This window comes from Pectinatus haikarae, assembly GCF_050916305.1.
Lineage (GTDB): Bacteria > Bacillota > Negativicutes > Selenomonadales > Selenomonadaceae > Pectinatus > Pectinatus haikarae.
Genome location: NZ_CP116940.1, coordinates 211737 through 224132 on the forward strand (window position 1 = coordinate 211737; position 12396 = coordinate 224132).

The following is a 12396-nucleotide window of genomic DNA, read 5'->3' on the forward strand; positions in this document are numbered from 1 at the left end:
ATTTAAAATAACAGGAAAACAATAATAACTACAATGATGACCAGTACTGCCAGCATAGCCAAGCATCCCGATTTATCCAGAAATTTTTTTTCCAAATTATTTGTTGGTTCATAACGCATGGGAGTTCTTACCGGTTCGGCTTTTTGCGAATATATGGGCAGATCAGCCGCAGCTTTATTTTCTAAATCCGGTATCTTTACTATTTTATTTTTCAATTCTATGGCCCTTGTCGGCACAAATGTATCAGTTTTAGACAGAATAAAGACGGCCGGAGAAATCTCCCTGTTTTTTTCAGATTTCACGGTTGAAGCAGGTGTTATTGAACTCAGTATTGATTTTTCCTGCCCGCTTTTATCCAGCTGAGATTGACCGCTATCTTTCAGTGCACGCGGCTGATAATTATCATCAAAATATTCTTCTATAAAAGCTGCCGCTGTTTTATAGGCAATAGTTCTGACTCCACCTGCCTTATAATCAGCAGGCAGTCCTTCAGTCGTGCCAAAAGCACAAAGATTTTCCCCCTTATAGTTAGCGATCGAACGAAGCAGACGTGTATCATTTGCTGCTACAGCAGCAAATTTATAAAAAATCTCTCTGTAAGGATGTGTATCCAGATTTGTCTTCTTGTCCTTGGATAGGAACTTATATACAGAAAAAACAAAGAAAGCTGAGCTGCTTTCCTGCGGCAGATTTTTGAAAGTAATATTAAAAAGAGCTTTATTACCGATATACTGAGAAAAATAAATATCCCATCTTTCCGCAAATGCAATAAGCCCAGCCGGTGGTGCAATATCATTTTTACTTTCAATAAGGCTGTTCACATCATCACCGCTGGCATTTTCCGGAACTGCAATCCCCTGTAATACAGCCTCTTCAAGCAACTTTTCCGACGGCGGTTCAAAATCTATCTCTTCGCAAATGAAAGGCGGCAGGAGTTTCTTGCTGATAGCTCTCTGCTTTGCGGCTACATCTGAACGTGCTATAACATCAAGTGTACGCATGCGCTTAGTCATGTAATGCTTGCCCTTTACTTTAAATCTATGCCAGGCCATGAATTATAACGTTCCTTTCCACAAGTTTAACTTTTACTATACTATATCTTCCCAGAACAAATCAACGATAAGTTTATTTTAACATAAAGCAGGTTATTTTCGATATATTTTAAAATATTAATTGTAAAATATATAAAGCAGTCTGTATAACACAGCGTCAGTATCTTGCTTAGTTAATAGTGATGTGTTAATATGGCACGTGTTGATTTCAATAGGAGAGGCAGCGTATTTATATGTTTAGGAAATTTTCATTATCGGAAAATAAATGGAATGAAACTTTTAACGTTCTTATAAAAGGATTAAAATGCTATTTATATTTTTGGTTGATATTATCTTTCTTCAGAATAGTCTTCATCATAAATATGCATGATTATATATCGGAACAGAGTAATTTCACAGACATAGAAAACGCTCTGTTTTTGGGAATGCGAATGAGTATGCAGACTGTTGGCATCATGGTTTCAGTTGCCCTTTTTGCTCTGCTTTTGGGACGTATTTTTTCTGTGCGCTGGGGAACTATATTAATGAATGTGGCAGTGCTGCTGGAATTGGCTATAGCATGCATTTTATTTGCTGCCAGATTTCCGTATTATCGTGTTTATCACAGTGGCTTCAACCAGATGCTTTTTACTGCCGTCCATGAAGATTGGTCCGCTCTTTTCCAGACTATGATAGAACAGTTTTCTTTGCCCGTACGCTTATCAGGCGCCGTTTTTTTTGCTGCAATATTATTTTTCTTATGGAAAAAATTTTTGGTGCTGAATGTGTCAAAAATTTTACCCGAGCATTTGAATGGCAGAGTGCTATTTCTGTTGATCATTTTTTTATTGGCCCGTTTTTCCTTATTTGGCGGCAGCTGGAGCTGGCAATCACAAATAGATTGGGAAAATTCAGCAATAACAAAGGATGCTTTTTTAAATGAAGTCATTCTTGATGACGGACAGGCAATTTATCGTGCCTATCGTATGCAGCAACGAAATGCCGGCAGCAATGGTCTTAGTTATACGGCAGAAGATGTAAAGCAGTTTGCAGCTGCTTTGAGCGGTAAAAAAACCGGCAACAGCAGTATAGATCATTATCTGGTGAAACAGGCACAAGGAGCAATCATAAAAAAACCTGGACATATTTTTTTAATAATTTCAGAAAGCTATGCAAATTGGCCTCTCTTGGATGAATATGCCGATCTTCATATAGCAGACGGTGTGAAAGGGCTGATTGCACAAAAGGATACAGCATATTGTTCTTCTTTTCTTCCCAACGGCTCCAGTACAGTAAATGCATTGATGGGAACAGTGACAAATTTTGCCGATGCAAATCTTTATCTGACTACAATGGTAGATAAAATGAAAGAGCCTTATTCCACGGCAACGGCACCGCAGATGAAAAAACTTGGCTATGCGCCTAATTTTTATTATGCCGGGCCATCCTCATGGGAAAATATAGAAAAGTTTACAAAAGCACAGGGGTTTGATAATTTCTACAGCAGGAACGATCTCACGGAAACATCCAAGGGCAGTGTTTGGGGAGCAGACGATAAAGATCTGTACAATTTTGTACTCGCCAATACCGATGAATCGAGTTCCTTCAATGTAATTTTAAATGTTTCTAATCATTCGCCTTTTGAAGTAGATTTAAAGGCAAATGACTTTCCTTCCGGGCAGGTGACAGACGCTCTCGCTCCGCAGTACAGGAATGATGAGCAGCTTTTGAAAGAACTAGGTCACTTTTGGTATGCAGACAAAATGCTGGCAGATTTTATTGATGCAATGAAAAATAAATACCCGGACAGTCTTTTTATAATAGTAGGCGATCATGCAGACCGTTATAATATAGAGAAAAATCCTTCTATGTATAAACGTTATGCAATTCCTTTCATTATCAACGGACGCGGAATCAGCAGGAATCTGCTGCCCAAAGATGCCGCTGGCAGTCAAATAGATATATTTCCGACTCTAGTCGAATTGATAGCACCAAAAGGATTCACGTATTATTCAGTCGGCAGGAGTCTGACTCTCAATAATAAAATAGGCGCAAACTATGCATTTGCCATAACAAATAATAGTATCGGAAAAACCGAAGAAGACCAATTTATCCCTGAAGTGTTCGCAGAAACCGGTACAACACAGGATTCTGCAGCAATTTTACAATACGCTGATGCCATCAGAGCCGTTTCCTGGTGGAAAGCAGAATACGGAGATAAGATAGATTCCGCTGTTTTAAAACTTGCAGCTGATTCACAATAATGCCGCACTTTTAATTTTATGCAGAGCAATGTATAATAAAGTAAAATAAAAAATGACAGAGGAGAATTTATTTTGAGTAATTTGGAAGTTGGGATCGTCGGACTCCCCAATGTAGGAAAGAGCACTTTATTTAATGCTATAACAAAGGCAGGCGCTGAAGCAGCTAATTATCCTTTTTGCACAATAGAACCTAATGTCGGTGTTGTCGATGTACCTGATAAACGCCTTCAGGTGCTGCATGAAATGTATAAATCAAAGAAAACCACACCTGCATCTATTCGTTTTGTCGATATAGCAGGATTGGTAAAAGGTGCGGCGCAGGGAGAGGGCCTCGGCAATAAATTTTTGTCGCATATTCGCCAGGTAGATGCGGTTGCGCATGTGGTGCGCTGTTTTAACGACGGTAATATAACGCATGTGGAGGGTTCTATTGATCCGCTGCGTGATATAGAAATAATCAATACAGAACTTTGCCTTGCCGATATGGAAACGGTGGAAAAACGTCTTGAAAAAGCAAGCAGAGCAGCAAAAAGCGGCGCAAAAGAAGCAAAGGCAGAAGAAGCGATGCTCAAAAAAGTTTATGAAGTACTTTCAGACGGTAAGCCGGCACGTCGTGTGGAGCTCACTGAAGATGAAGAAATAATCCTGCGGGACTTGAATCTGCTCACTATGAAACCGGCCTTATTCATAGCAAATGTAGCAGAGGACGAGGCTGCTTCCGCAGATAAGGAAAATCTCTATGTCCAGAAGGTCAAAGAATATGCGGCCCACGAAAAAGCCGAAGTTGTCGCGATTTCCGCAAAAGTAGAATCAGAAATAGCTGAGCTGGACGAAGAAGAAGCCGGAGAGTTTTTACAGGAACTGGGGTTGGACGAATCCGGCCTTGACAAATTGATAAAGGGTGCCTTTAAATTACTGGGTCTTTTGACATTCCTGACAGCCGGTCCCGATGAATGCAGAGCATGGACGATAACCCGAGGCACAAAAGCACCTCAGGCTGCAGGAAAAATTCATACAGATATAGAGCGCGGCTTTATTCGGGCTGAAATAGTATCCTACGATGATCTCGTAGCGGCCGGCAGCACAAACACGGCCAAGGAAAAAGGACAGGTACGCCTGGAGGGAAAAGACTATATCATGCAGGACGGCGATGTCACTTATTTCCGTTTCAATGTCTGACTTTTTTCTTCAGATGACTGGATAATCATATATAATACAAGGAGATGAATCATTATGAAAAAATTTTATGCAATGTTTTTTATGAGTGTTTTCTTATTCTGTTTTTCTTTGGGGCAGACAGTGGTCAATGCTGAGAGTGCACCGCGCACCATCAGCGTACAGGGTGAATCAGATTTTACTGTCACTCCCGATCAGGTCTCTGTTGAAATTGGTATAGAAACTACAGGAGAAACAGCACAGGCAGCTGCTCAATCAAATGCTGCCGTAATGACAAAAATCCAAAATGCGCTTTATAATATTGGCTTAACGGAAAGCGATATAAAAACATCTTCATATAATTTCTATCCTGTATATGACAAGGACAATAGTCAGCTCATAAGTCAGTACAAGGCGGAAAATACTGTTATAGTCACTACTGCTGACATAAATCAGATCGGCAGCATAATAGATACTGCTGTAAGAAATGGTGCAAATAATATTAATTCTGTTAAATTCGGTTTGAAAGATGAAAAGAAATATAAGGATTCTGCCATAAAAGCAGCTGTTCTGGATGCTAAGGGAAAGGCTCGGACTATAGCTGACGGTTTGGGTAAAAGCATCGTTAATGTCGTCAGCGCCAGTGAAAGCAACATATATATAGAAAACTACCGTGCTTCAAATGTCAGCTTAAAGGCCATGTCAGCTGATATGTCCACAACCACACCAATCAATGCCAAGGATCTGAATGTAACAGCAAGAATTTCCGTTACGTTTGAAATAAATTGAGCATGCACAATTGGCTAAATACAAAATCGATATAAAATATGCCGGAGACTTAAAAAATCTCCGGCATATTTTATTGTTCTTTAATTTTTATGATCTGCTGTCACGATTGAGATTGATGATATTGCTCCAGCTCATCAATTGCCTTTTGTATTTTCTGGCGGCTTATGCTATATGGTGCATGTTCCAAATATCTGTCCTCAGCCACATCTGCAATAAATTTGTCAAGGACTTCATATTTTATCGTTATATCAGCAAGGCAAAGAGGCAGCCCCGCTTCTTTATTAAAAGCATATACCCTGTTTCGTTCCTGTATCTGCATATCAAGTGTCAGCAAAAACAAAACTCCATAAGCTACTATCTCACCATGCATATGCAGCTTACATTCCGGCAGCTGTGTACAAGCTATATAAACGGCATGTGCCATGCTGCTGTTATAATAATTTTTCACCAGCAAAGACACCAGTCCCGTATTAATAATAATAGTCAGCGCTGTTTGTTCGAGAGCACCGCTGATGACACCGTTATCAGCATCTCTGAGAGCCTGCAGTCCATATTTTAAAAGCAGTGATGAACAGTTGCGGCTTATCTGCAGTCCCAGTGCATTTTCATGATCCGTTTCGTCACCGCGCGAATTAAATTCGGCTTCATACTGTTTGGAAAGCGCATCACCTATACCCGCCCTCAAATACTTTAAAGGTGCCGCCATTATTATTTCGGTGTCTATAAATGCATGTACTGCCGGATGGCGTCCAAAATAAAATTCTCCGAAAGAACCATCTTCATTATATAATATACACAAAGATGTAACCGCAGCACAATTAGAAGCAATCGTAGGAAAAGTAAAAACCAGTTTACCAAGCTTGTCCGCTGCTGCTTTTGCCGTATCCACAGCTCTGCCGCCGCCGACAGCAAATATCATGTCTGCTTTTTTTACTGCCTCATTATTCAACAATACTCCAATATTTTTATGAGTGGCATTGCCGCCGAACCAGATAAAATCCGTTATTTCAACGCAAGTCCCTCTTACTGCCTCAATAAGTTTATTTTTGACTTTTTCCATTGCTGTTTTACCGCCGATAACAACAGCAGTCCTGCCGCCGTATCCGCATATCAGCGGAATTTTTCCATATGCGTCAGCGCCGACAGTATAATTTGATAAAAAAGTCGTGGTGCTCATAATTATTCAGCTCCTATATATATGTAGTTGGTCGTGCGGAATAGCATCATATAATGCCTGCATTGACTTATTCAGAACAGGATGCAGCTTCTGCGGAACCAGCTGGGCCATCGGCTTCATAACAAAATCCCGATTTGCCATATCGGGATGGGGTAATATAAGCTTATCATTATTGATAATCTCATCATCGTAAAGAAGTATATCAAGATCCAAGGTGCGCGGGCCCCAATGAATATCGCGTTTTCTTTTGGCCCCCCGCTCAATTTTCTGCAGCAGGTCAAGCAGTTCAAACGGCAGCAAGAGTGTACTAAGCCTCAGTGCTCCATTGATAAAATTACTTTGCTCAACACCGCCGTAAGGAGTAGATGCATAAAAAGGAGAAACAGCCTCCAGCTTTATCCGCACCACATGCCGAAGCTCTTCAATCGCATAATTTATATATCCTTCTCTATTGCCAATATTTGAACCGAAGGCAATAAAAGCTTCATGCCATTTACGGTTTATTTTGACTGAAACATACTGCAAAGGCAATCCTATCGGTGCGCTTGGCTTTTTTATTGAAAGAGAAACTTCTTCAATCGCCGGAAAGCTCAGCAATATCTGCTCAGCCAATTGTTCAGCCGCCGTTTCTATAAGCTTTGCCGGGTGCACCCGTGTATATTCATTTATAAAACCGCACACAGCAGCATAGTTTACCGTTTGACTGATATCATCATGCATGCCTGCAGAGCGCAGATCAACAAATAATTCTGCTGATATATAAAAATTTTGGCCCAATTTTCTTTCTTCCGGCAAAAAGCCATGATAAGCATATACACTTAAATCTTTTATTATTATACTGTCCATAACATTTCCGTTTCTTTATAATTTATTGCAGCCCGGAAGAAATAATGGCTTCTGCCATTTTCACGGCACGATAATTTTCCTTTACATCATGTACACGCACAAACATATAACGATTTAAAACAGCCAGCACCGTAGTGACCAGAGTGCCTTCCATTCGTTCGGCAATCGGCAGATCAAGCGCTGTACCGATAACTGATTTCCGTGATGTCCCAAGCAGCAGGGGCAGCTTCAGCTCGTGCAGGATGTCCATATGCTTGAGCAATGCTAAATTATTTTCATAGCTTTTTGCAAAACCGATACCCGGATCAAGAATAATTTTTTCTCTGCTTATTCCTGCATCATCAGCGATCTGTAAAATTTTCCTCAGATCAGCAATCACATCTTCCAGGTAATCGGCATAATTCATATCGTTGCGATTGTGCATCAGACAGCAGGGCAGCCCGCTGGCAGCAATAAGGCCCGCCATTTTTTTATCATATTTAAGACCCCAAATATCATTGATCAAATCAGCTCCTGAACTAATGGCCGCCTTTGCTACTTCAGCCTTATAAGTATCTACTGACACTGGGACATCAACATGCTTCTTTATTTCCTCAATAACAGGACAGATACGTTTTTTTTCTTCATCGTCACTTATCTGAATATGATTCGGCCTTGTCGATTCACCTCCTATATCTATTATATCCGCCCCGTCTTCGATCATTTGCTCCGCATGGACAATAGCATCATGCATGGAATTATATTTTCCGCCATCGGAAAATGAATCAGGTGTCACATTAAGAATTCCCATAATATATGTTTTATCTTTGTTAATAAATTCTTTCCTGCCTATCAGCAAATTTATATTGCCCCTTTCTTTTCATTCTAATATATAAGCTTATTACCTTTCTTTTCTTCCGGCCAGCTGCATTTGGCATTAACCTTGCAGCAAAAACAGCTGCGGCTCATCTTATCAGCCCGATAAAGCAAACCGCAAAGATCAGCCTGCTCTTTAATCTCTTCATTACGGTGCATTGAAATAGCCTTTATTATAGACTCAGTTTCTTCATCAGAAAATGAACAGTCTCTCATAATGCATTCAGCTATCGGTACACTGGCCGCGGCATGATCTTCTCCATTCTTATACTGTTTATGTCTGCCGATATCGTGCAGCAAGGCCGCGGCATAAATAAGGTCTTCATTTATTTGAAGCTGTTCCTTATTATTCAGTATCATGGCAATTCGTGCTACATCAAGAAAATGTGTCATATCATGACGGCAAAAAGAACGGTCTTTTTCGTAATGCACTATTTTTTTATAGCTCTTTTGAAATAACGGATGACATAAAATAAGATTGCGTCTGTCATAAAAGTTTCCCATTCTTTAAATTATTCCCCTGCTCCTTCTTCCGCAAAATTTATTGATTAAGCCGGACATTCGCAACTGATATTAATGTATTCTGTGAAATAACTGAATTTACCTGCCGCAAATATTTTTATCTGATATCAAAACGTCCATGCGCATTATCTTCTTATATCTGAAGTTTATTGACTTTATATGCCAGTATAAATATAATTATTCTTACAGTTATACTTATATCTTCAATAAATAGATTTATATCCCAATCGGCAAATGATCATTTTCCCGTGACGAGTTTACAGAAAAAGCAGGCAAATGATATATTATTTATGAAAGGCAGACATCCTATGAATTATGACAATAACGAAAACAATAGTGATATACAAGAAACCTCTATGATGCAGGACGCAAAAGAATTTTTTCTGCATTGTGAATATGAAGAGGCGTTCACATTGCTGGAAAAGCTTTCCAAGACACAATGTGCTAACGCATTCTATCTTCTGGCTAAATTATATAACGGCCATTTCATCCCATCCTGCAATGACAAAGTCCTGCAAAAAAAATATTATCGGCGCGGGCATGAACTTGGCAGCAAATTATGTTCATTATGGTACTGTATCATGGAAAGACCAAATTATGGGCAGCCAAAGCTCATCGAAGAAATTAAAAATGAAGCTTTAGAAGGAGATGTCTTTGCCCAATATGAATTAAGCTTTTTATATTATTCAGGCTTGATGGTCGTCGTTGACGCCGGTGAATCAGTAAGATGGTGTGAAATGGCAGCTAAACAAGGTTACGCACTGGCTCAATACGATATGGCAAGTTTTTACACAAACGGCTGGGGAGTAAAAAAAGACTCTCATAAAGCTTTTTCTTGGTATGAAAAAGCTGCTGAAAATGGTCATGCAGCCGCACAGTGTAAATTGGGTGATATGTACTTTGAGGGTGATGATAATATAGCGCAGGATCACGTTAAAGCTGTTGCCTGGTATACGAAAGCTGCTGAGAAGAATAATCCGCTCGCACAATGCAATCTCGGTTTTATGTACGATAATGGCTATGGTATTGAGCAAGATCGAAAGAAGGCCCTTAATTGCTATAAACAATCGGCACAATGCGGACACGCACCCGCACAATGTAATCTTGGGGTCATGTACGCTTCCGGCTGTATAGTCGGCGAAGATCCCAAAGAAGCCGTAAAATGGTACACATTGGCCGCAAAACAGAATTTTGCTCCGGCTCAATTTTATCTTGGCAAAATGTATGATACCGGCAGCGGAATCGAGCAGGACTACAAAAAAGCCATCAAATGGTACCGTCAGGCCGCCCAGCAAAACCATGCAGCCGCCCAATGCGTGCTGGCTACCATGTACGATGAAGGTGTAGGCACAGATCAGGATTTTCAGCAAGCCGCCTCATTGTATGCAGCTTCGGCAGCTCAAGGCTATGCCCCGGCTCAATTTGAATTGGCAGCAATGTACAAAAGCGGAGAGGGTGTTCCCAGGGATGACAGCAAAGCCTATCAATGGTTTTTAAAAGCAGCAGAACAGGATGATCCTTATTCCGCCTATCATCTTGGAGTCATGTGCCAAAAAGGCGAGGGTACTATCAAAGATTATCAGGAAGCAAAAAAATGGTATCAAAAAGCTGCCGCCAAGGGAATGGGACAGGCAGATTATCAGATTGCCTGCATGTATCTTGATGGGGAAGGTGTGACCAAGGATTATGAGAAAGCATCATATTATTTCAAAGAAGCCGCCCAAAAAGGAGACCCCAAAGGTCAATGCAGTATAGGTGTAATGTATGAAAATGGCTATGGCGTGGAAAAAAATTATATAGAAGCGCAAAAATGGTATCAGCAGGCTGCTGAAGAAGGCGAAGTAACTGCCCAATACAATCTTGGTGCTCTGTATGCATCAGGAAAAATAGGTGAAAACAAGAAAAATGCCTGCCTGTGGATGAAAAAAGCTGCTGAAAACGGAGATAAATCTGCTCTGAAATGGCTTGAACATGATAAATAAAGCTTTTGTAAAAGCATAGATAAATGAAGGTGGAAAAAATGCGTGTACTGCATATTGAAACCGATAAAGATTTTTCACATAGGATTCAAAAGCTCGTCGAGAAAAATGGCTTTTCATATACGAAAATATATTTTTACAAAGAAACAAACGATTTTTTCGGCAAATTATTTGACGAAACAGAATATAAATTAATCATCCTTGATCAGTTTATGCCTGCTTTGCCAGTAGAAAGCTTAATTGATAAAATAAATGCCAAGGGAATAGTATGCCCATCCATAATTGTCATTTCTTCGCAGAAAAATTTTGAAATGGAAAAGCACTATTCACAGCTTGGCGTTATGGCATATTTCGACAAAGAACAATTTGATCAATATAGATTTGAAAAATATCTGCAAACCACTAAGGCTGAAATAGAAACAACGGAATTTTTCAAAACACTGAGCATCGCTGTTATAGATGACAGTACATTTTGTCTGAAAATTATTGAAAAGATTTTTTTAGATTCAAAAATAACCAAAGTGGATTATTATCATGATTCCACTGAATTCATAAACTGTCAAAAACAGTATGATCTCTTTATCGTGGATTTGGTAATGCCCGTATACTGTGGTGAAGTGCTGATAAATTATATAAGAAATATCAATCGCAACGCCATAATAATATTGATGACTGCTTACGGCAACGGACAGGTAATACCACATTGTCTTGGCCTGGGTGCGGATGATTTTATCATAAAACCAATAGATTACAATTTATTCATGCTCAGGCTTCATTCGTGCGTCAGCCGCTACAGAATGAAAAAAGAACTTATTTCCAAAAATAATCGTCTCACCAGATTAGCGGAAAAGGATAATCTCACCGGCATGTACAACAGGACTTATTTCACAAAAGTTTACAGTGACATTTTTGCAGAAGCCAAGAATAATGGCTCTTCATTTTCGCTGATAATGGCCGACATAGATGATTTCAAAAATATAAATGACGAGTACGGGCATTTGGAGGGCGACAGAGTATTAAAAGAATTCTCGTCTATATTATACAATAATTTGGTGTCCGCAAATTTTCTTTGCCGCTGGGGCGGTGAAGAATTTATTGCCCTGCTAAAAATAGATGACCTGGATATAGTCACTGCGATTGCGGAAAAAATGCGAAATGCCGTTGACGCTCATGATTTCAAAAACACAGCTATTTTGACCGCAAGTTTCGGTATAGCCGCGTGGCGGTCTGATGATACGCAGGAAAGCCTGCTGCGCCGCATGGATAATTCTCTTTATCTGGCAAAAATAACGGGGAAAAATAAAATAGTCTGTGAAGAGAAGGTAAATATAATAGAAAACGGTATTCCCATAAAGATCGAATGGGGTCCATTCTTTACCAGCGGCAATCCGTCAATTGACAGAGATCATTGTAATCTTGTCAAAGTATCTAATGAAATCATTCAGAACTGCGTGAATGGTGACAATCATGATGCCATTTACCTGTTGCTGCAAGAAATGATCAAAAATGTCTCCATTCATTTTCAAAAAGAAGAAAAAATTATCCAACAGTTTAAATACAAAGACTATGAAGAACATAGAAAAAATCATCAAGAACTCATGAAACGGATGACAGATATGTATAGCGAATATCTTCAGCATAAACAAAGTATGCTGGATGTCGTGGAATTTATGATTCAGGAAGTATTAGTAGGCCATATAGTAAAGAAAGATTTCGGATTTTATGACATTTTTATTCAATAATCAGCAACCGTTATTTCATCATATGCTTTCCGGTGA

10 protein-coding genes are annotated in these 12396 nt (G+C 39.6%); 5 read left to right on the forward strand and 5 right to left on the reverse strand.

Annotation, left to right across the window (positions count from 1 at the left end; translation table 11 throughout):
* Positions 1-2: 2 nt before the first annotated feature.
* The gene (locus tag NXG61_RS01070; protein WP_307223833.1) at positions 3-1013 is read right to left on the reverse strand and encodes a hypothetical protein; all 1011 of its coding nucleotides are present in this window, start codon (positions 1011-1013) and stop codon (positions 3-5) included.
* Positions 1014-1285: 272 nt separating this feature from the next.
* Here NXG61_RS01070 and NXG61_RS01075 point away from each other — a divergent pair, with 272 nt between their 5' ends.
* The 3 genes from NXG61_RS01075 to NXG61_RS01085 all read left to right on the forward strand — a co-directional run bounded on the left by NXG61_RS01075 (position 1286) and on the right by NXG61_RS01085 (position 5239).
* On the forward strand, positions 1286-3295 hold the full coding sequence (locus NXG61_RS01075; protein WP_307223832.1) for an LTA synthase family protein: 2010 nt from the start codon (positions 1286-1288) through the stop codon (positions 3293-3295).
* Between the two features lie 72 nt (positions 3296-3367).
* Positions 3368-4474 (forward strand): redox-regulated ATPase YchF, encoded by a 1107-nt coding sequence (gene ychF, locus NXG61_RS01080; protein WP_196603250.1) that lies wholly within the window; start codon positions 3368-3370, stop codon positions 4472-4474.
* Between the two features lie 54 nt (positions 4475-4528).
* Entirely contained in the window at positions 4529-5239 is a 711-nt protein-coding gene (locus NXG61_RS01085; RefSeq protein ID WP_307223830.1) for an SIMPL domain-containing protein, read from the forward strand.
* 100 nt (positions 5240-5339) lie between these two features.
* Here NXG61_RS01085 and NXG61_RS01090 read toward each other — a convergent pair whose 3' ends face one another.
* The 4 genes from NXG61_RS01090 to NXG61_RS01105 are packed head-to-tail and all read right to left on the reverse strand — an operon-like array spanning position 5340 to position 8621.
* Complete coding sequence (locus NXG61_RS01090) at positions 5340-6416, reverse strand: iron-containing alcohol dehydrogenase family protein (protein ID WP_307223828.1); 1077 nt, start codon at positions 6414-6416, stop codon at positions 5340-5342.
* A gap of 6 nt (positions 6417-6422) precedes the next feature.
* Entirely contained in the window at positions 6423-7262 is an 840-nt protein-coding gene (gene folK, locus NXG61_RS01095; protein WP_307223826.1) for a 2-amino-4-hydroxy-6-hydroxymethyldihydropteridine diphosphokinase, read from the reverse strand.
* 22 nt (positions 7263-7284) lie between these two features.
* Entirely contained in the window at positions 7285-8100 is an 816-nt protein-coding gene (folP, locus tag NXG61_RS01100; RefSeq protein WP_231038436.1) for a dihydropteroate synthase, read from the reverse strand.
* A 26-nt stretch (positions 8101-8126) separates the two neighbouring features.
* Positions 8127-8621: an HD domain-containing protein gene (locus NXG61_RS01105; RefSeq protein WP_307223825.1), complete on the reverse strand. Its 495-nt coding sequence runs from the start codon at positions 8619-8621 to the stop codon at positions 8127-8129.
* Between the two features lie 326 nt (positions 8622-8947).
* Between NXG61_RS01105 and NXG61_RS01110 the strand changes: the two genes are divergently transcribed.
* Together NXG61_RS01110 and NXG61_RS01115 are read left to right on the forward strand one after the other, a co-directional pair.
* Positions 8948-10621: a tetratricopeptide repeat protein gene (locus NXG61_RS01110; protein ID WP_432748964.1), complete on the forward strand. Its 1674-nt coding sequence runs from the start codon at positions 8948-8950 to the stop codon at positions 10619-10621.
* Between the two features lie 38 nt (positions 10622-10659).
* The gene (locus tag NXG61_RS01115; RefSeq protein ID WP_307223821.1) at positions 10660-12360 is read left to right on the forward strand and encodes a diguanylate cyclase; all 1701 of its coding nucleotides are present in this window, start codon (positions 10660-10662) and stop codon (positions 12358-12360) included.
* Positions 12361-12396: the final 36 nt, after the last annotated feature.